General features: G+C 69.8%; 16 protein-coding genes and 1 pseudogene. 10 read left to right on the plus strand and 7 right to left on the minus strand.

The window, feature by feature from the left end; genetic code table 11:
* Positions 1 to 34 precede the first annotated feature (34 nt).
* Together drmD and ACFV5H_RS10675 are read left to right on the plus strand one after the other, a co-directional pair.
* Positions 35 to 3,277 (plus strand): DISARM system SNF2-like helicase DrmD, encoded by a 3,243-nt coding sequence (gene drmD / locus ACFV5H_RS10670; RefSeq protein WP_385194046.1) that lies wholly within the window; start codon positions 35 to 37, stop codon positions 3,275 to 3,277.
* The gene (locus ACFV5H_RS10675) at positions 3,274 to 7,614 is read left to right on the plus strand and encodes an Eco57I restriction-modification methylase domain-containing protein (RefSeq protein WP_385194048.1); all 4,341 of its coding nucleotides are present in this window, start codon (positions 3,274 to 3,276) and stop codon (positions 7,612 to 7,614) included. The genes drmD and ACFV5H_RS10675 overlap by 4 nt, the downstream gene beginning before the upstream one ends.
* Before the next feature lie 85 nt (positions 7,615 to 7,699).
* Here the strand turns inward: ACFV5H_RS10675 and ACFV5H_RS10680 are convergent, their stop codons facing one another.
* The 4 genes from ACFV5H_RS10680 to ACFV5H_RS10695 form a co-directional block, all read right to left on the minus strand.
* On the minus strand, positions 7,700 to 7,906 hold the full coding sequence (locus ACFV5H_RS10680; protein ID WP_385194050.1) for a DUF397 domain-containing protein: 207 nt from the start codon (positions 7,904 to 7,906) through the stop codon (positions 7,700 to 7,702).
* Complete coding sequence (locus ACFV5H_RS10685) at positions 7,903 to 8,754, minus strand: helix-turn-helix domain-containing protein (protein WP_385194276.1); 852 nt, start codon at positions 8,752 to 8,754, stop codon at positions 7,903 to 7,905. The genes ACFV5H_RS10680 and ACFV5H_RS10685 overlap by 4 nt, the downstream gene beginning before the upstream one ends.
* Before the next feature lie 207 nt (positions 8,755 to 8,961).
* On the minus strand, positions 8,962 to 9,408 hold the full coding sequence (locus ACFV5H_RS10690; protein ID WP_385056477.1) for a DUF6086 family protein: 447 nt from the start codon (positions 9,406 to 9,408) through the stop codon (positions 8,962 to 8,964).
* A gap of 760 nt (positions 9,409 to 10,168) precedes the next feature.
* Positions 10,169 to 10,576 carry a hypothetical protein gene (locus ACFV5H_RS10695; RefSeq protein WP_385194052.1) on the minus strand — a complete coding sequence of 136 codons (408 nt, stop codon included), beginning with the start codon at positions 10,574 to 10,576 and terminating at the stop codon, positions 10,169 to 10,171.
* Positions 10,577 to 10,849: 273 nt separating this feature from the next.
* Here ACFV5H_RS10695 and ACFV5H_RS10700 point away from each other — a divergent pair.
* Together ACFV5H_RS10700 and ACFV5H_RS10705 are read left to right on the plus strand one after the other, a co-directional pair.
* A pseudogene (locus ACFV5H_RS10700) lies at positions 10,850 to 11,044 on the plus strand (IS5/IS1182 family transposase); the annotation flags it as partial.
* Positions 11,045 to 11,125: 81 nt separating this feature from the next.
* Entirely contained in the window at positions 11,126 to 11,458 is a 333-nt protein-coding gene (locus tag ACFV5H_RS10705) for a hypothetical protein (RefSeq protein ID WP_385194054.1), read from the plus strand.
* 69 nt (positions 11,459 to 11,527) lie between these two features.
* Here the strand turns inward: ACFV5H_RS10705 and ACFV5H_RS10710 are convergent, their stop codons facing one another.
* Both ACFV5H_RS10710 and ACFV5H_RS10715 read right to left on the minus strand, forming a co-directional pair.
* Complete coding sequence (locus tag ACFV5H_RS10710) at positions 11,528 to 11,734, minus strand: DUF397 domain-containing protein (RefSeq protein ID WP_385194056.1); 207 nt, start codon at positions 11,732 to 11,734, stop codon at positions 11,528 to 11,530.
* Positions 11,731 to 12,588 carry a Scr1 family TA system antitoxin-like transcriptional regulator gene (locus tag ACFV5H_RS10715; RefSeq protein WP_385056469.1) on the minus strand — a complete coding sequence of 286 codons (858 nt, stop codon included), beginning with the start codon at positions 12,586 to 12,588 and terminating at the stop codon, positions 11,731 to 11,733. The genes ACFV5H_RS10710 and ACFV5H_RS10715 overlap by 4 nt, the downstream gene beginning before the upstream one ends.
* A gap of 176 nt (positions 12,589 to 12,764) precedes the next feature.
* On the opposite strand from ACFV5H_RS10715, the gene ACFV5H_RS10720 reads away from it, so the two are divergent.
* The 4 genes from ACFV5H_RS10720 (at position 12,765) to ACFV5H_RS10735 (ending at position 17,695) form a co-directional block, all read left to right on the plus strand.
* A complete protein-coding gene (locus ACFV5H_RS10720) occupies positions 12,765 to 13,286 on the plus strand; it encodes an ATP-binding protein (RefSeq protein ID WP_385194058.1) in 522 nt (173 codons plus the stop codon).
* A 119-nt stretch (positions 13,287 to 13,405) separates the two neighbouring features.
* Positions 13,406 to 15,316 (plus strand): hypothetical protein, encoded by a 1,911-nt coding sequence (locus tag ACFV5H_RS10725; RefSeq protein WP_385194061.1) that lies wholly within the window; start codon positions 13,406 to 13,408, stop codon positions 15,314 to 15,316.
* Between the two features lie 139 nt (positions 15,317 to 15,455).
* Positions 15,456 to 16,652 (plus strand): ATP-binding protein, encoded by a 1,197-nt coding sequence (locus ACFV5H_RS10730; protein ID WP_385194063.1) that lies wholly within the window; start codon positions 15,456 to 15,458, stop codon positions 16,650 to 16,652.
* Positions 16,649 to 17,695 (plus strand): ParA family protein, encoded by a 1,047-nt coding sequence (locus tag ACFV5H_RS10735; protein WP_385194066.1) that lies wholly within the window; start codon positions 16,649 to 16,651, stop codon positions 17,693 to 17,695. The genes ACFV5H_RS10730 and ACFV5H_RS10735 overlap by 4 nt, the downstream gene beginning before the upstream one ends.
* A gap of 311 nt (positions 17,696 to 18,006) precedes the next feature.
* On the opposite strand, the gene ACFV5H_RS10740 is transcribed toward ACFV5H_RS10735, so the two are convergent.
* Positions 18,007 to 18,318, minus strand: a complete 312-nt coding sequence (locus ACFV5H_RS10740) for a hypothetical protein (RefSeq protein WP_385194070.1) — start codon at positions 18,316 to 18,318, stop codon at positions 18,007 to 18,009.
* A 146-nt stretch (positions 18,319 to 18,464) separates the two neighbouring features.
* Here ACFV5H_RS10740 and ACFV5H_RS10745 point away from each other — a divergent pair, with 146 nt between their 5' ends.
* Entirely contained in the window at positions 18,465 to 18,797 is a 333-nt protein-coding gene (locus ACFV5H_RS10745; RefSeq protein ID WP_385057003.1) for a deoxyxylulose-5-phosphate synthase, read from the plus strand.
* On the plus strand, positions 18,794 to 19,663 hold the full coding sequence (locus ACFV5H_RS10750; RefSeq protein WP_385194072.1) for an SMI1/KNR4 family protein: 870 nt from the start codon (positions 18,794 to 18,796) through the stop codon (positions 19,661 to 19,663). Before ACFV5H_RS10745 ends, ACFV5H_RS10750 begins: the two co-directional genes overlap by 4 nt.
* Positions 19,664 to 19,686 lie beyond the last annotated feature (23 nt).

A 19,686-nucleotide genomic window follows, 5' to 3' on the forward strand; every position in this document is an offset into this window, starting at 1 on the left:
CGGCCGCAGGAGACACCCGAGGGGAACAGCGCCCATGACGCCAGCAGCTCAGCGCGAGACCGAGCGGACGGGGGCCGAGCGGCTCCCCGAGGAGGGCAACCTCGTCGAGGTGCGCGGCCAGTCCTGGGTGGTCGCCCGCGTCGAGCCGTCCCCGGCACCCGACGGAGACGTCGAGCGCAGGCCCGCGACTCTCGTCCACCTCCAGTCCGTCGCCGACGGCCGCTTCGGCGACACCCTCTCCGTCATCTGGGAGGTCGAGCCCGGCCGCCGCGTCCTGCCCGCCGGCTCCCTCCCCGACGCCTCCACCGGCGCCTACGACTCCCCGAACCGCCTCGCCGCGTTCCTCGACGCCGTCCGCTGGTCCGCCGTCGCCTCCGCCGACGCCAAGACCCTCCAGGCCCCGTTCCGCTCCGGCGTCGCCGTCGAGCCGTACCAGCTGGAGCCGGTCTCCCGCGCCGTCGGCGCGCCCCGCGTCAACCTCCTCCTCGCCGACGACGTCGGCCTCGGCAAGACCATCGAGGCCGGACTCGTCGTCCAGGAGCTGCTGCTGCGCGGCCGGGCCCGCCGCACCATGGTCGTCTGCCCGGCCGGCCTCACCCTGAAGTGGCGCGACGAGATGGCCGAGAAGTTCGGCCTGGAGTTCACCATCGTCGACTCCGAGCACTGCGCCCGCCTGCGCCGCACCCACGGCACGGCGGCCAACCCGTTCCGCGTCCACCCGCTCACCATCGTCTCCCTGCCCTGGCTGCGCGGCCAGAAGGCCCAGCGCCTCCTCGACGAGGTCATCGGCGCCCCCGAGGAGAGCCCCGACGGCGAGCACAAGCGCTTCTTCGACCTCCTCGTCCTCGACGAGGCCCACCACGTCGCCCCCGCCGCGCCCAAGCAGGTGTACGCGGTCGACTCCCAGCAGACGAAGCTGATCCGGCGTCTCGTCCCGCACTTCGAGCACCGCCTCTTCCTCTCCGCCACCCCGCACAACGGCTACCCCGAGTCGTACACGGCCCTCCTCGAACTCATCGACGACCAGCGCTTCGCGCGCGGCGTCGACCCCGACAAGGAGGCGCTGAAGGACACCGTCGTACGCCGCCTGAAGTCGACGGTCACCAACGCCGACGGCACGCCCCGCTTCCGCACCCGCGTCACCCGCGAGCTCTCCGTCGACTACACGCCGCAGGAGCGCGCGATCCACGAGCTGCTCGGTTCGTTCGCGGAACTGCGCCGCAAGAAGCTGACGCCGAAGGCGCGGGGCGGGCGTCGCGCCGCCGACCTGGTGACGCTGCTGCTGAAGAAGCGCCTGTTCTCCTCCCCGGCCGCCTTCCTGCACACCGTGCAGGTCTACCTCTCCCACCTGGACGACACCGGCGGCCCCGCGCGCGGACGTTCGGCCGCCGCCGAAGTCCCCGAGTGGCTGGAGGAGTTCGCCGACCTGGTCGCCGACCTCGACGACACCGGCCTGGTCGACGCCGAGGACGACGCCCTGACCCGCTCCACCTCCCTCACCCCCGCCGAGGACGGCCAGGAACTCGACCTGCTCCAGGAGATGGAGCGCTGGGCGCTGACCCACGAGGCCGCGCCCGACTCCAAGGCGGAGGCGCTGATCGACGAGATCAAGGCGATCTGCCGCCCGGACGGCAAGAAGTGGACCAACGAGCGGATCGTGGTCTTCACCGAGTACCGCGACACCCAGGAGTGGCTGCACGACCTCCTCCAGGCGGAGGAGCTCACCGACGGCGGCCGGGTCGAGCGCCTGCACGGCGGCCTGTCCGCCGAGGAGCGCGAGCGCATCCGCCTGGGCTTCCAGGCCGAGCCGTCCCGCCCCGAGGGCAAGGTACGCATCCTCCTCGCCACCGACGCCGCCGGCGAGGGCATCGACCTCCAGAACCACTGTCACCGCCTGGTCAACTACGACATCCCCTTCAACCCCAACAAGCTCGAACAGCGCATCGGCCGCATCGACCGCTGGGGCCAGAAGAAGGACCCGGAGATCTCCCACTTCATCGGCTCCGGCTGGCAGCAGGCCCAGGCCGGCTCCTACGAGGCCGACCTGGAGTTCCTCTCCCGCGTCGCCAAGAAGGTCGCCCGCATGGAGCACGACCTCGGCTCCGTCAACGCCGTCCTCGCCGACGCCGTACAGCGCCGCATGACCGGCGACACCGCCCCCGTCGACATCGAGAACGCCAAGCCCAAGCCCATCAAGGGCCGCCGCACGGGCGGCGACGTCGCCCCCGAGCAGAACGTCACGGCCCAGACGAAGCGGCTCGCCGACCAGTACGAGGAGACGGTGAGCACACTGGGCCTCACCCCGGTCAACGTCAAGCGCGTCGTCGACACCGCCCTGGCCCTCGACCACCAGCCGCCGCTCCTGCCGTCCACCGTCCGCGCCGAGGACTTCGAACCGGGCGACCTCTTCGACGTGCAGCCACTGTCCGGCAGTTGGGAGCGGGCGACCCGGGGTCTCGCGCACAAGCTCCGCGAGGGCGAGCAGCGCCCGCTCACCTTCTCCCCGCAGGTCGCCGCGCAGGGCAGGGACGACGTGGTCCTCGCCCACCTCAAGCACCCGCTCGTCGCCCTCTCCACGCGCCTGCTCACGGCGGCCGTCTGGAACGCCGACTCGGTCGGCCTGAGCCGCGTCACCGCCGTCGTCACCGACGACCCCGCCGTTACCACGACCCTCGTCTCCGCGTACGCGCGCTACGTCCTCGTCGGCACGGACGGCACCCGCCTGCACGAGGAAGTCCTCTACGCGGGCGGATGGTTCGGCGACACCGGACGCTTCCGCCGCTGGGAGTCGGTGGGGGAGCAGGGCCGGGTCCTGTCCCAGGCCCTCACCCGGGGCACGGAGGCCGCCCCGCACCTGCGCAGGGAACTCACGGAGGCCTGGCCGAGGCTCCGCGACCCGCTCTACCGTTCCCTGGAGGCCCGCGCCGCCGAACTCGGCCGCCAGCTGGAGAGCCGCCTCGCCGACCGCCGGACCGAGGAGGAGCGCCGCATCACGGCCACCCTCGACCGCTTCGAGAACACCCTGCGCACGAAGCTCAAGGAGGAGGGCGACGGCGAGGGCGAACAGCTCGCCCTCCTCTCCACCCACGAGCTGACCGGCCACGAGCGCCGCCAGTTCGAGGAGGACCGCCAGCGCTGGCAGTACCGCCTCGAAGGCCTCCCCGCCGAGCGCGAGCGCGAGCTGGCCGCCATCGCCGCCCGCTACCGCGAGCCCCGCTCGCACCTCTTCCCCGCCGCCGTCGTCTTCGTCGTCCCCGCAAAGGAAGCCCGCCGATGAGCCCCCGCCGCCCCGTGAGCCGTGGAGTCGCCGCCGCCAAGGCCCAGGCCGCCGACGGCCGTCGGCAGCACCAGGAGTGGCTGGACCTCACCGAGGTCTCAGGACCCTTCCTTACCATGCCCGTCCTGCTGCGCGCCTGGCCCCAGCTCGACGCCCTGGAGAAGGACGAACGCGCCCGCCTGCGCGCCCACCACGCCGACTGGCAGACCGACACCGTCGCCGGGCGCGACGCGTGGGTGGCGTACGTCCTGCGCCGCCTGCTGGGCTGGGACGACGCCCTGACCTTCCGCGAGGGCGAGTCCGAACACCACGGCCTGGACCGCCTCACCCTGCGGGTGGCCGAGCACAACACCGAGGTCCGCCCGGACTTCGCGCTGGTGGAACCGGGCGCCGACCTCGCCGCCGAGCCGGACGTGGACTCCGCCGCCAAGCGCGTACGGCTGCTGGGCGTCACCGTCCCGGCCGGTACCGCGCCCACCGCGCGGGCGGGCGGTGGCGGCGACTGGGCGGCGGCCCCGGCCGACCGCCTGGCCCGCCTGCTGCGCCACCACGGCGTCCCGCTGGGCCTGGTCACCGACGGCCGCTGGTGGTGCCTGGTCTGGGCCCCGCTGGGCGGAGTGACGACGACCGCCGTCTTCGACTCCATCGGCTGGAACGAGGCGGCGGAGCGCAACGTGGTGCGCGCGTTCGGGTCCCTGCTGAGCCGCCGCCGCTTCTTCGAGTACGACGAGCCCGAGACGCTGGTCGGGCTGCTCAAGGCCAGCCTGGCGGCGGGCGAGGACGTCACCGAGGCGCTGGGCGTCCAGGTCCGGCAGGCGGTGGAGCTCCTCGTCGATGCGATCGGGCGGGCGGACGTGCGTGCCGTCGAGAACGGTGCGGCAGGGCTGCACGCGTCGGGAGTGCCGGCGGGTGAGATCTATCGCGGCGCGGTCGCGGTGATGATGCGCGTCGTCTTCCTCCTCTTCGCCGAGGAGCGCGGCCTGCTCCCGGCCGACAACGAGGTGTACGCGCGCTCGTACTCCGCCCGCTTCCTGCGCGACGAGCTGAAGGCGCGGGCGGACGAGGAGGGCGAGACGTCCCTCGAGCACACGACGTCGGCCTGGCACCGCCTGATCGCCCTCTTCCACGCCGTGCACGGGGGAGTGGACCACCCGGGCTCCGGCTTCCGCCTGCCCGCGTACGACGGCTCGATCTTCGACCCCGACAAGTACCCGTGGCTGGAGCGCACCACCCCGCTCCTCCCCATCGACGACCGCACGGTCCTGCACATGCTCCAGGCCGTGCAGGAGGTCCGCGTCGGCAAGGGCAAGGACCGCGAGGTCCGCACCCTCAGCTTCCGCGCGCTGGACGTCGAGCAGATCGGCTACGTGTACGAGGGCCTGCTGTCCTTCGACGGGCGCCGGGCGACCGAGCACATGGTGGGCCTGATCGGCCCGGAGGGCCTGGAACACGAGGTCCCGCTGCGGGAGCTGGAGTCCCTGGCGGCGAAGGCGGGCGGCTCGCCGAAGACGCTGGCGAAGTCCGTCCATGAGAAGTGGAAGGACCCCAAGCCCCCGGCGACGGCCGGTCAGTTGGAGAAGAAGCTCGCCCCGCTGGGCACGGAGGAGTCGGCGGAGGCCCGTCGCCGCCTGAACGCGGTGACGAAGGACGCGGCGCTGACGGAGCGGCTGCTCCCGTTCGTCGGCATCCTCCGCGACGACCTGCGCGGCCTGCCGACGGTCATCCCAAACGGGGCGCTGTACGTCACCGAGTCCTCGCTGCGGAAGAACACGGGCACGCACTACACGCCCCGGTTCCTTGCCGAGGAAGTCGTCCTGCACGCGCTGGAGCCCCTGGTGTACGAGCCGGGCCCGCTCCAGACGGCGGACACGAGAGAGTGGCGCCTGAAGTCCCCTAAGCAGATCCTCGACCTGAAGGTCGCGGACATCGCGATGGGCTCGGCGGCGTTCTTGGTGGCGGCGTGCCGTTACCTGGCCGACCGGCTCATCGAGGCCAAGGAGAACAAGGGCGACCTGGACGCGATGGCGTACCGCGCCGGCCGCGCCGTGGACGCCGTGACGGCGGCCGACGCCGAACAGGACCCGGTGGTGGTCGAGGCCCGCCGCCAGATCATCGAGCACTGCCTGTACGGCGTGGACATCAACCCGATGGCCGTGGAGATGGCCAAGCTGTCGCTGTGGCTGGTGTCGATGGACCCGGAGCGGCCCTTCACGTTCCTGGACGACCGGCTGGTGTGCGGCGACTCGCTGCTGGGCGTGCATACCATGGAACAGCTTCAGTCCGTCCACATGAAGCCGCAGGGGCAGACCGATGTCCTGGCCGAGCAGGCACGGGAACTGGTCGACCAGCTGACGCGCGAACGCCTGGCGATCACAGCCATCAAGGGCGTCGACCTGCCGGCGCTCCAGAAGAAGCGGGAGCGGCTGGAGGAGGTCAACAGGCATTCGCGGCGGCTACGGTTGGTAGGCGACCTAATCGCGGGGGCGGCGCTGGCCACTTGCGCTTCGGGACGGGTGCCATGGTACGAGGAGGACGGCGGTGAGCGCGTCAGGGACCTCTTCCCGCGGGCTGCGTGGATCGTCCAGCAGATCATGGCGGACGGCATCGAGGACGATTCGGACGTGGTGCGCGACGCGCGGGCGACGGCGGAGGAGTGGCTGGCGGCGGAGCTGCCGGGGGGAGCACTGGAGAGACATCCGGTGCACTGGCCGCTGGTATTTCCGGAAGTTTTTTCACGGAAGGGCGGGTTCGACGCGATCGTAGGCAACCCGCCCTTCCTCGGTGGACAGAAGCTCACGGGGGCAATGGGTGAGGCGTACCGAGAGTACCTGGTAGGCCACTTGGCAGAGGGGATGCGGGGCAGCGCTGATATCGTTGCGTATTTCGAGCTCAGAGGGCATCAGTTGCTGCACGGTCATGGCCAGACAGGGCTTATTGCGACGAATACCTTGGCGCAAGGGTCCTCTCGGGAGGTCGGCCTGGATCAACTGGTGTCAGCGGGCGTCTGCATTCGTAGAGCTGTTAAGAGCGCGCCATGGCCCTCCAGTTCGGCCGCGTTGGAATATTGTGCGGTCTGGACCACCAAAGTTCCCCCGGAGAAGCGCGCGGCCTACGTCCTGGGGCAGCAGAACGTGCCGAACGGCATCTCAACGTCGTTGAATCCAGCGACACGAGAGGCCTCGTGGGCGATGCCACTCGAGCGAAACAAGGGAATCTCTTTCCAGGGATCGATCGTCCTCGGCCTAGGGTTCACTCTTACCGAGGAAGAGGCCCAGGAATGGACCGCCGAGGATGATCGCTACTCGGAGGTGTTGTTCCCATACGTGAATGGGTTGGATGTGAACAGCCATCCCGAACACAGGGCAAGTCGCTGGGTAGTTAACTTCCGTGACTGGCCAGAAGAGCGAGCGCGCGAGTTCCCCAGGGCCTTCGCCAAGATCGAGACGGAGGTGAAGCCTGAACGCCAGCGGCGTAAGACTGATGGGTCTTACGTTCTACGTAAACCCCTCCCTGAGCGCTACTGGCAGTATGCGGAGAAGCGGCCCGCCCTGACAGCAGCGCTTGCTCTTCTGGAGCGGTGCATGGTGATCACTCGGCATACGCACACCCTGCTGCCAGCCCTCGTGCCTGCTGGTTCGGTCTTCAGTGAAGCCACCGTAGTCTTTGCCTCCGATAATCTTGCGATGTTGGCTGTGCTCAGCAGTGCCGTGCACAATTGGTGGACCCTAGATCGTGCTTCGACGCTTGAGACGCGGATTCGCTACACCGCCACGGACGTCTTCGAGACGCTCATTCGTCCTCCGCACACTCACGAACTCCGTACCATTGGGCACCGACTTGATACGTTCCGGCGTGACTTGATGATTGCTCGTCAGGCGGGTCTCACTGACACATACAACCTCTTCCACGACCCCGATTGTCAAGACGCCGACATTATTGAACTCCGCCGTATTCACGAAAAGATTGACAGAGCCACCGTCGAGGCATACGGCTGGCACGACCTCTTGGACGAATCCGGGAAGACTTCACCCGCAGACCCGGCCCACGAAACGTTCCCACTCGACCACGACTTTCACGAGACTGATCAGGGCACCCGATACACCATCGGCTTGCTCGCCCGAACCGAGATTATCGATCGCCTGCGTCAGTTGAACCACCAGGCGTACGCCGACGAGGTTCACCTCGATCTACACAAGGGAGTGACGGAGAAGAAGGCCAGGGAGAAGCACCCTGACCTGCCTCCGCCCTCCTCCGAGGCCGTTCGGAAGCGCAAGGAACAGCTGGCTGCGCGAGGTGGGTCGGATTTCGGTGAGGGCGCCGAGGGCGCCCTCTTCTGAGCCGGCGGCATGACAACGGGCTGGTTCGCGTCACCTCAAGAGACGCGAACCAGCCCGTTGTTCCGCTCGGAGGTGCTGGTCGGCGCTATCCCGCCGTGAGCGCGACGAACGCCGCCCACTCGTCCCGGCCGACCCGCAGCATCGGCCCGTCGCCCGCGGCCTTGGAGTCCCGCACGTACACGGCGTCGAGACCGGCGGCCACCTCCACGCAGTTGCCGCCCCCCGAGCCGCTGTAGCTGCTCTTGAACCAGCGCAGCCCGTCCACGTTCTCGGATACCTGTTCCACCCTCATGTCTCCTCCACCAGCCGTTCGATCAGCCGTGCAGACTCGACGCCGTTCAGAGCCTGCGATCGCAGCTTGCCATACCGCAACCCGAAGGCGCTGACCTCTGCTGGGTCATGGACAACACACCCGACTTCCTGGGACTCGATGTATCCAAGGTGCTGGTGACCACTGGTCTCCAGCACCACGAACGACCCGTTCAGGCCGGAGTGGAACCCAGGAATGGCTGGCATGACCTGGATCTCGACGTTGCGCAACGCGCCGACATCTAGCAGGTGTTGCCACTGCCCGCGCATGACTTCCGTATCACCCACCGGATTCCGCAGCGCCTCCTCACCGATGATGAAGGACAGCTCCGCGAGCGGCACCCGCGTCAGGAGCTTCTGCCGACTGAGCCGCGCCTCCGTGTGCTGGTCGATGATCTCCTCGTTCAGCGGCGGGCAGTGCCCAGCGAACAAGGCTCGCGCATACTTTTCCGTCTGCAACAACCCCGGCACCAGCAGTGGTTCATGTTCGAACCTGCTCACTACCTCCGCCTCGATCAGCGCGAAGTTCCTGAAGAACCTTGGCAGTTTCGCCCGGTCCACCTCGTCCTGGAGCACCTCCAGAACCCCACCCGCCTCCAGCACCCGGTCCGCCGCCCGCGTGAACGCCGCCTTCGCCGGCCGCCGCCCCTGCTCGACCGAGGCGACCTGCTCCAGCGAGTAGTCGATGGCCTCCCCGAGCTGCTGCTGGTTCAGCCCGGCCCGTTTGCGCAGATGCTGGAGCAGCCTCCCGTACGCCGCCCACGCCCCCGGCAGATCAGCCCCGCCCTCCTCCTTCGCCTTCGCCGCCCGACCGCCCCGCGTCTCCCGCACCGTACTCACGCCTCACGCCCTTCCGTCCCGCACTGCACCTCGCGTCTCCCGCACCGCAGCGACGCTCAACCCGCCGCCGGGACCTTGTTCAACGCGCGTCGCAACGACGGAGGCACGGCCCCGGTCCCGTACAACAGCCGTACGGAATCCCGTACGGCCACGGGCGACGAACAAGGAGCGGCGAGCGACGGTTTCAGGCGAACCGGCTCAGCGGGCCATCCAGCGGTCCACCTCCCGCGCCCTCGTGTCCAGGGCGTCGACGACGGCGGCCGACGAGACCTGGGCATTGCCGGGAACCTGCACGTCGCGTCGGACGCCACCCCACGCATGACCGTCCTCCGGCGCGGGCGTCTCCACATCGATCCCCGCCCGCCGCGCGAGCGCGACCGCTGTCGCCACGAACCCCTCGGAGAGCGTGAGGATCACGGAGTGGCTCGTCCCGCAGTGCCAGGAGACGAGGCCGCGCACGAACTCCGCGTACGCGACCGGCTCGACGTCGAGTGTGTCCGGGTCACCCCAGTACTTCCCCTGGCCGATTCCCGAAGGCAGTCCGAGCTCCGCCTCGAAGACCTCCACCTGCCGCATGAAGAGGCGGCCGGCGCCGTTCGACGGGTTCCACAGCGTCTCGTCACCCAGCTTGAAGTACATGCTCATCGTCGATCCCCTTGTTCCGGCTCAACCGCCCTGGCGAAGGGTAGGTGCTCAGGCGGCCGGCACGCACTCGGGTAAGACGAGGCCTCGGCGAGACACCGCTCGTTGCCCGATTGCGTCATGCCGGACAGAGGGACTGGAGCGAATCTCCAACCGGTCAGCCCGCTCACCGCGCCTTCAGTGCCCTTCGGACTGGACAAACGCTCCAGTCACCAGCGGACGTGACTACAGAGAGGCCGGGATCCGGGGCCGGTAGAGTGCGGGTCTTCGGGCGGCGTAGGCCCCCGGAGTCCCAGAGGTGACACATCCCGATGAGCCGTCAGCGGATGAGCGATCACTCCGACATCACAGTGCGCAAGGCGTGGAGCCTGCCCTCCGCCGACACCTTCCGAGGACGCCGAGCCCTGTGGTGGAGCGCGGGTCCGGCCGGGTAACTCGCGGTCGTACTCGTCCACCGGCGTTACCTACGGGTGACACCCCGAGCCCGGAGTCGGCCTCGGTGGACAACGCTCCTCAACCTCTGGCCCCTGCGGCTCGGACGGCCTCACGGCCGTGCTGGACAGGGCATGACCTGCGCATACCTCCAAAGTCGTTGCAATATAAAGTACCTCTCGGGAGGAACGGCTCCACCGGGAGTCGTGACCATGGCCCGGCCCGGGGAGAACCGAGTGGCGAGAAAACGCAGGACCCCCGTGTCGGTGCGCGGCCACAAGCGCCGCCTGCCCAACGGGGGAACGACGTACGTACGTCGGCACACCCGGACCTACTGGACCGGGCGGAAGCCCCCACTGGCCGTGCGCAGGCCGGGACGCTCCACAGAATCGGCGCGACACATCCCGACGCGATCGACGTCGGACAGTACGCGATCCCCCTCCCCGAAGGCTTCGACGACCGCATCGGCCGAGCCGACGGAGGCAAGCGCGGCCTGTGGCGGGTGGGGATGCTTCGGCCTTCTGTCCACCGCCATGATTCTCGCCTCGCTGATATCGGAGGCCGGTGAGCGGCCGTACCTGTCCATCGTCGTTCCGTCTTTCGTCGCGGCGGTGGCCGCGGGCTGGCTGTGCGGCCGCGCCATCTCGCCCAGCACGCCCCAGGGACGGAGGCGGCTGACGGCAGCCAGGCGGATCGCGCTGGCTTCGGGCATCTCCATCGCGGTAGTACCGATGCTCATGTGGGAGGCGGTGTCCGACACCGCGGAGCCGGCGCCCCTGTGGCTCAACGTCATCCGAAATCTCGGCATGGGCTTCCTCCTGTCCTGGGTGGCCGGCACGCGAAGGGGGGTCCGCCACGCCGCTTCGGCGCAGAGTGCGTCTCGCGAGTCATGCTCGCCACAGCATGAGGCTGCTCGGAATGACCGGACCGCCGACCCGGAGGGAGCCGCACCGCCCCGTCCCACCAGGTATGACGGTCCATAGGTACGACACGAGGGCGAGTCGGATGCGGCCTGAAGGGCTTCAAGGTGATTCCGCGGCGCCGGGTCGTCGAGCGGACCTTCGGCCGGCTCATGCGCCACCGCCGCCTCGCCCGCGACTACGAAACCCACCCCCACCGCTCCGAAGCCATGATCCAGGCGGCCATGGTCGACCTCATGAGCCGACGACTCACCCGCGAATCGACCCCGAACCGGCGCGACGCATGACCACTGGGCTCGGTACCATCACGAGCTCGCCGGCCCCTGCCGCAACACCCTGAATCGCTGATCCACCAGGTCAACACACTCATGCAGATCCGGGGTCGGTCGACCAGCACGTTCACGCATCACGGCGATGGCCTGCACATTCCGCCCAGCCGAAACAAGGCTGTCCACCTCCGCCTGCACTTCGACCGAGAGCCGACCCCACAGAGCAATTCCCATAACCGCATTGAACTCCATGAACCGCGCTCGGGAGCGACCGCGATCCGCCGCCTTACCAAACACCCCCGGCGGGACAAAACGCTCTTTCACCCCAGCCCTGTCCGCGACCCGGACGGATCCGCGATCCGCAGCAACCGGGAGTTCCGCGCGCTCGCGGAAGGAGCGCTGGCCAAAGCGGAAGAACTGGCCGAGGAGTGACCGACCGGTTCCCGCGACGGGTGGAAACCAACGGGTGCTGCCCTTCCGTCGAAGGACAGCACCGCGTGACTACACGGCCGCGAGCGCCACGAACGCGGCCCACTCGTCCCGGCCGACCCGCAGCACGGGACCGTCGGCCGCGGTCTTCGAGTCCCGTACGTACACGGCACCCGCGTCGGCGGCCACCTCGACGCAGTCGCCGCCGTTGGTTCCACTGTGGCTGCTCTTGAACCACGCGAGGTCGCCGGGCTGCTCAACGTGCTGGTCGATGCTCATAGCTCCCCTGCCAAGTGCTCGATGAACCTGGCAGACTCCTCGGTGTTGAGGGCCTGTGAGCGCAGCATTCCATACTGGAGACAGAACTCGCTGACCTCGTCCCGGTCCGAGCGGATGTTCACGACCCCCTGGGCCTCGATGGAGACGAACTGCCGCCGTTCGACGGTTTCCAGCAGGACGAATTGGCCATTGACCCCGCTGTGCGCGGCCCGCTGTGTCGGCATCACCTGGATCTCCACGTTCCGCATGCGGGTGCAGTCCCGTAGGTGTGCGAGTTGTTCCTCCAAGACTGCTCTGCCGCCCACCGCCCGGTAGAGGGTGCCCTCCTCAAGGACGAACGAGAACACGACACATGGGTTCTTGCGCGTCAGCAGGGACTGCCGGGCGAGCCGGGCGGTGAGGTGCTGCTCGATGGCCTCCTCTTCGAGCGGCGGGAAGTGCGCTTCGAGAAGAGCGCGGGCGTACGCCTCTGTCTGCAACAGCCCGGGCACCAGCATCGGGTCGTACGAGAAGCGGCTGACCGCCTCGGCCTCCAGCGAGGCGAAGTCCTGGAAGAACAAGGGGAGTTTTGCCCGGTCCACGTCTCCCTGGAGCACCCGCAGCGCCCCGCCCGCGTCCAGCACCCGCTCCGCGGCCTCCGTGAAGGCCGCCTTCGCCGGTCTCCGCCCCTGTTCGACCGAGGCGACCTGCTCCAGCGAGTAGTCGATCGCCTCGGCGAGGGCCTGCTGGGTGAGGCCGGCCCGTTCACGGAAGAGGCGGACCAGCTTGCCGTAGGCGCTCCAGGCCGCCGGCCGTTCCTTGTCCGGTCCGCGCCGGCCGGTGGTCCCGCATTCCCGCTGGGTCGTCCTGCCCATCCCGCCCCCTCGTCCCGCGCAGCGTTCCGTCGTGAGCGACAACGACCGACCCGGCGTTCCGGCCACGCGCACGGACTCGTACACCTGCCGTACGAACCCGTACAGCGGCCGTACCGCATGACCGGGTACGGAGGCCCGACCTCGCCACGTTGTCTGCGTGACGGGACGGTGACTCCGTGAAGTCGACCAACATCAGGGTGGAACCGCCCACCAGTGCCCCCCACCTCACCATCCGCCTCAGCAGCACCGCACGCGGAGCCCGTCTCGCCCGCCGTCTCGCCGGACAGCAGCTCGCGGCCTGGGGAATCCCGTACGACTCCGAGACGTCACAGGCCGTCGCCCTCGTCACGGCCGAGCTGGCGGCCAACGCCGTCACCCACGGCCGTACCCCCGGCCGGGACTTCCGCCTGACGCTGCTCCACCTGTCCGAGCACGGCGTCGTCCGCGTCGAGGTGACCGACACCCGCCCGGAGCGCCGCCCCTACGGCCCGGCGGCCGAACCGGCGATCCCCGACGCCCTGACGGGGCGTGGACTGCTACTCGTGGCGGCGTACGCCGAACAATGGGGCTGCGAGGTGCGGGACGCGTACACGAAGACCGTCTGGGCTGAAGTGGCTCTCCCGTCGGCGCCCGTGTCGCAGCATCTCCGCCGCGCTGCCGCAGAGGGGGATCGGGCAGTGGCAGGTCCGTCATCGTGATCGACGCTTGTGAACTGAGTGCATGGGACAGATACTGATCCTGTTCGTGTCGCCCGTGCCCGGCTGGGTGAAGACTTCCCGGGCATCCCCTGCGAGGTTCCATGCTCGACCACCGTCTTGTGCAGACAGCCGTGATCGGCAACAGCAAGTCCGACCACCCGGTGATCCTCCCCATGGGAGCCTCGGAGCTGGAGGCCTGGCGCAGGCGCCACCCCAAGTACACCTACTGGTGCGGTTACGAGCTCGGCGGATGCGGCGGCAAGCTGATGGACCGCCTTTACCACGACAAGGTGTGTCACTTCGCCCACGTGGCCGGTGGGCCCACCTGTGGACGTGCCGCGACCGGCGAGTCCAGCGCCGACCACCTGTTCATCAAGCGGGGCCTGCGCAGCCTGCTGGACAAGTACGGACAGCGGGGCGAAGTCCGGACCCGTGACCTCGGCTCGGGCCCTGGTGGCGCGGTGGACCTGTACCTGCCCGCCGCCCGCCGCCGGCTCCGCTTCCAGCTCTCGTCCCTCGACTACCGGAGCTGGCGCACGGCGAACCTCGACCTCGGCGGCGATGTCGACGAGGTCGACTGGTTCTTCGGCACGGACGGGCCGCTCACCGAGGAAATCCTCGCCCGTAACGGCTACACCCTGCGCTTCCGCCTGGAAACCCGGGGCGGTGAGCGCCGCGTGTACATCGGCACCCGGACGCATGACGGACCTTCCGTCCGCTGGGACCCCCTGGAGGACTGCCGGATCGAGCAGGCCGGCCTGCTGACCCCCTCCGCCGAGGGTGTGCTGCCACTCGGCAGGCGCACGGAGCCGTTCACGTTCCCCCTCGCCGGCCCCCTCGTCTTCGCACTGGACGAGGGAGACGCCGTCCCCGACGGGTCGCCGTTCGCCTCCAAGGGGCGGCGCCTGGCCATGGCGGACGTCAGACCGGCCGGTGGCCCCCTCGTGCGAGCGGTGCTGTCCCTGCCCGACGACACCGCACCGCCGTCCGCGGCGCACGTCTACCGCGCCGTCGACCGCGCGAGCATGCTGGTTCGTGAAGGCGTCGACGGGTGGGCCGTCCGCCTGGACCGCTTCGTACGCCTCGACGCTCACGAGGCGGCCCGCACGGGCCTCGCCGGGGTACTTCCCGAGCCGCCCGAGAAGACACCGGCCCCAGTCCCCGGGACGCGTCAGCCGGATCGCCCGTCACCCGTCGCGCCCCCGCGTGCAGTGCCTTCGGCGATGGTCCGGCAGCAGCGGGCGAAGGAAGACGCGGTGGCCCTCACCCGGGACCAGGCCGTCGTCCGTGTCCGCGAGATCCTCACGGACGCCGCAGCGGAAGGGCGCACGCTGCGCTGGTCAGACCTTCGCGCGCAACTCGGCAACCCGCTCAAGGGCATGTCGGAGCGCGAGATGGTCGACTTCCTCGTCGAGGTCGACAGCCCCCTTTGGGACTCCAAGGCTGTCCTGTCGGCGCTGCTGACCGGCGACAAGGGCGGCCTCCTGGCCTGTCTGCCCGCGGTGCTCCACCGACTCGGAGTCGGGGGTGCCCAGGGCCTGTCGACCGATTCGCCGCCCCTGCACGCCTGGGTGAAGCAGGAGAGGGAACGGGGCATCGCGCTGTATGGGACGTCACCACGTGCGGTGCCACGCCGACGGCCCGTCACCGCACCGACGCGTATCCTCACCGCACAACAGTGGAGGGACGTGGGCGCGTCGCTCAGAGGCGTTCAGCAGCACAAGACCAAGCAGGAGCGAACCACTGCCCGGCACGCGACCGCCGGGGAGATACGACAGGTCCGCGCGCTGTACGACCGCGTGCAGAGGAAGATGTCCGACCTCGGTCGCGCGTTCAAGAGGACCAAGCGGACGAACCGAGTGATGCGCCTCGCCCGCACATGGCTGGCCCTCACCGCTCCGGGTTCGGAGATTCCCGCCAACCGCTCCCCGGAGCAGGCACAGGCACTCAGGACGAGTGCTGCCGAGCTGTCGGCCGAACTCAACGCGGTTGCGGCGGAGCTGGAGGCGGTGAAGGCTCAGTACTGGTGATCGGACGCCGAGGTGCGGTATGCGGGTCTCCGGATGCCGGCCGAGCTCCATCCGGGCGTGACAGCCGAGCAGGTGGCCCGCGTCTGGAGGGAGTCGACCCAGCGTTCCCACGTGCGAGAGAAACGGCAGAATACCCGGTGTGAACGCACACGACGCAGACCTGGCCGACGTCCTCGGAACCCGTGAGAGCGCGACCCTGGAGTTCAAGCGGACCGCGAAGAGGGAGGGCAGGCGCGGTGACGCCATCGGCAATGCGGTCTGCGCGATGGCCAATGATCTCGCCGGCAAGGGCGGCGGCGACATCCTCATCGGCGTCGCGGACGACGGGACCCCGGTCGACGACGTGGACGTCAGCGATCGTGCCCTCCTGGCCCTGACCGACCTCCGGGACGACGGCAGGATCCTGGACCGGCCGTCCTTCACCGTGCAGGCCGCGGTCTACCGGGGCAAACCCGTGGTCCACATCCACGTGGAGGCATCGGCCGCGCTGCCCGTGCGCTTCGACGGCGTCGTATGGGTCCGGCCCGGCCCGACCACCCGCAAGGCCACCCGTGAGGACGAGCGGGTCCTCACGGAGCGCCGACGGGCCGGGGACGGTCCCTTCGACACCAGGCCGGTGCCGCGTGCGAGCCTCGACGACCTGGACCTCGAACTGTTCCGGACGGCCTACCTGCCCTCGATGGTCGGTCCCGAGGTCATCGAGGAGAACGGGCGGCCGGTGCACCAGCAGCTCTCCTCCCTGCACCTCGCCACCCCGGACGGACGGCCGACCATCCTCGGGACGCTCATCGTCGGGCTCGACCCGAGCAGCCACCTTCCCGGTGCGTACGTGCAGTTCGTCCGGTACCAGGGGGTGGACCTCGACGCTCCCGTCGCCGACGACCAGGAACTGCGCCAGAACCTCGTGGGGGTCGCGTCCCGGCTCGAGCCCCTGCTGCGCAGCAACATCCGTACGCGTCTGGTGGAGGAGGGCTTCCGCGAGACCCCGCAGCCCGACTATCCGCTGGAGGCGCTGCGGGAAGTGACGATGAACGCCCTGATGCACCGCAACTACGAGACCTCGTACGCGCCCGTGCGCATCGCCTGGTTCGACGACCGGATCGAGGTGACCAATCCCGGAGGGCCGTACGGTCAGGTCAGGGACGACAACTTCGACCGCGTGACCGACTACCGCAACCCCTCCCTCGCGGCCGCGATGAAAGGGCTCGGCTACGTGAACAGGTTCGGGCGCGGCATCGGCCGCATCCAGGCGGCGCTCGGACGCAACGGAAATCCCCCCGCCGAGTTCCAGGTCGACGACTCCTCGTGGGCCGTCACCCTCCGGAGGGACTCATGAGCCGGACGTCGATCGCGCTGTTCAACAACAAGGGCGGAGTGGGGAAGACGACTCTGACCTATCACCTGGCGCACATGTTCCGAAGGCTCGGTCTCACCGTGCTGGCCGTCGACCTCGACCCGCAGGCGAACCTCACCTCGATGTGCCTGGACGAGACCGAGATCGAAGAGATCTGGGAGAACCCGTCCGAACTCATCGCTCAGGGCGCCGCTCCGTCCGCCCTGCCCGGGACCGGCCGCGTACGCAGCGGGCAGACCATCGCCGACGCGGTGCGGCCGATCCTGGAGGGCACCGGAGACGTCGCCCGCGTCGAGCCGGCCGAACTGCAGGACGGACTGTGGCTGCTGGCGGGCAGCCTGGACCTGAGCCGCTTCGAGGACAAGCTGTCCAACGAGTGGTTCAAGACCTTCGCCGGGGACATCGCGGCGATCCGTACGACCACCGCGTTCCACCGCGTCATGGAGCAGGCCGCCGAAGCCGTCCACGCGGACATCGTGCTGATCGACGTGGGCCCGAACCTCGGGGCGATCAACCGGTCCGCGCTCATCGCGGCGGACACCGTGCTCATGCCGCTCGCCGCGGACCTCTTCTCCCTGAAAGGGCTCAGCAACCTCGGCCCCACGCTGCGCGACTGGCGCAGGAACTGGCAGCAACTCGTCCTGCCCCAGGTGCCGGAGGGTTTCTCCGCGCCGCGTGCCGGGATGCGCCCGCTCGGATACGTGATCATGCAGCCCGAGATGCGCCTCGACCGGCCGGTCAAGGCGTACGAGCGCTGGCTGGAACGCATTCCCTGGGTCTACTCGGCCGCTGTGCTGGGGGAGGATCCCAAGGAACGGAGTGACGACCGGCACAGGATCGCCACGTTGCGCAACTACCGCAGCCTCATGCCGCTCGCCCACGACGCGCGGAAGCCCATGTTCGACCTGAAGGCGGCCGACGGCGCGCTCGGCAGCACCCAGAAGTACGTGCAGACCTGCTACCGGGAGTTCCGCGCGCTCGCGGAAGGAGTGCTGGCCAGGACGGAAGAACTGGCCGCGGAGTGACCGACCGGTTCCCGCGGCGGCCGGACCGGCGGCCCCCGACGCCCCGTCGGGGCGTGGACTGCGGCTCGTGGCGGCGTACGCCGAACGACGGGGCTGCGAGGCGCGGGACGCGTACACGAAAACGGTCTGGGCGGAGGCCGGACGACCCACCTGACTCCCTGCCGCGCAGGCAGTCGGACCGCGCCCCCGTAGACACCGTGGCGTGGGTGCGTGTCGGTGAGGAGTTGGAGGGCCTTGCCCATCAGGGCGTGACCGGCGTGGAGCCGCCGGCCGATGCCGCGCCTCCGCGCACATGACGGCGGGGCAACGGCCTACGCGCAGGGCGGGCCCGGGTCGTGGAGGACCAGGGCGCGGGCGAGGGCTGATGTCATCGGGGCCGCGTGGCCCGGCAGTCGCCGGGCGGCCCACGCGGCCGCCAGGGCCAGGAACTCGGTCAGGTCGCGCTCCGCTCCCGTGAGCAGACGCCGCAGTTCGCCGGCGGCGAGCTCGATCACGGGGCTGTCGTCCCGGGCGGCGTCCGCGGTCAGGCGGACGGCGTCGCCGTGGCGTTCGACGAGCGGGGACGGGTCGTGGCCGAAGGAGGCCCGGCCGTCCCCGTGGAGGACGGGTTGCAACACGATCACCCGGAGAGTGTGCGGCACGTCGTCCCCGTTCCGCACGGCCACGGTGCGACGGCCACCGTCCGTGAGGATCCCCGAAGACCTCCAGGGAGCGCCCCTGCTTCTAAAAATGCGTCGAGCCCCGCACAGGTGCCGCCTACCCTTGCCGCATGGCCCACGCGAAGACCTCCTACGTCTGCCTGCCCTGTCGGGCCTCGTACAAGCAGCCCTACGACGGGGACAGGCCGCACCGCACCTGCCCCCGCTGCGCGGAACCGCTCATCCACGTGGGGTCGGCCTTCGCCGCGCCGCCACGCCGGGACACCGAGGCCTGGAGGGTGCTGTCCGTCCTGCTGCACGCCGGCGTCCGCTTCCACAAGAGCTGCTGCGGCGGGCCCGGATACCGTCCGCGCACGCTGCGGGAGGTGCGCGAGCGGATGGCGTACGCCCGCCGCACGGGCGAGCCCTTCGCCAGGGCGCTCGTACGCCACGAGGTGCCGTGACGGAAAACGTGGGACCGGCACGGTTCGTGCCGCCGCCGACCGCTCCCGTCGACGCCCGCGGAAACTGGTCGACGGTGGAGGCCGCGCTCGGGACGCGGCTGCCCGAGGACTACAAGCACCTCGTCGAGACGTATGGGTGGGGCGAGTTCTGCGACTACCTCAATCTCCACACCCCGTTCGGCACGAGCAGGCACAACGGCCTCGCGTGGCAGGGCGGCAGGCCGTCCGGCACGGCGGAGAGGGACCGGGAGCGCCACCCGTACCCTCTCCGTCCGGCTCCGGGCGGACTGCTGATCTGGGGCACCACCGTCGACGCCGACCGGCTCTGCTGGCTCACCACGGGAACGGCCGAGAACTGGCCCGTCGTGGTGTGGAGCAGCGAAGGCCGGTACGAGACCCATCCCATGGGCGCCGCCGGGTTCGTCGAGGCATGGACCAGGGGGCGCATCACCTCCCGGCTGCTCGCGGACATGGAGCCGGGGCCGGCCCCGTGGTTCAACGCGTTCCGGCCCCGTGTCCACCGCTGCCTGCGCCTCACGGAGGGGCCACTCGCCCACGACCGCCGCCTGGCGATCCTCCAGGAGGCGTTGGCCCCGACCGTGGACCGGGGCACCTGGCGGTCGGAACAGGGTGACTCGGGCCAGGACCACTTCGCCACCGTCGACACCGACTGGCTGCTCACCTACGACATGTCACGCCCGCACCAGATCCGGATCTCGTTCCCGCCGGAGGACGGTCCCGCGGCCCGGCGACGCCTTTTCGCCGCCGTCCGGAGGATGCGGTGCGAGGTGACCCGGATCAGCGCGTCCGACGGCGTGCCGCTGCCGGCCTGGGACACGGTCGCCGACGAGGACACGCAGACGTAGGCGGCGCATGCCCCGAGGGCGCG

It is taken from the genome of Streptomyces sp. NPDC059787 (assembly GCF_042732315.1).
Classification (GTDB): Bacteria; Actinomycetota; Actinomycetes; order Streptomycetales; family Streptomycetaceae; genus Streptomyces; species Streptomyces atrovirens.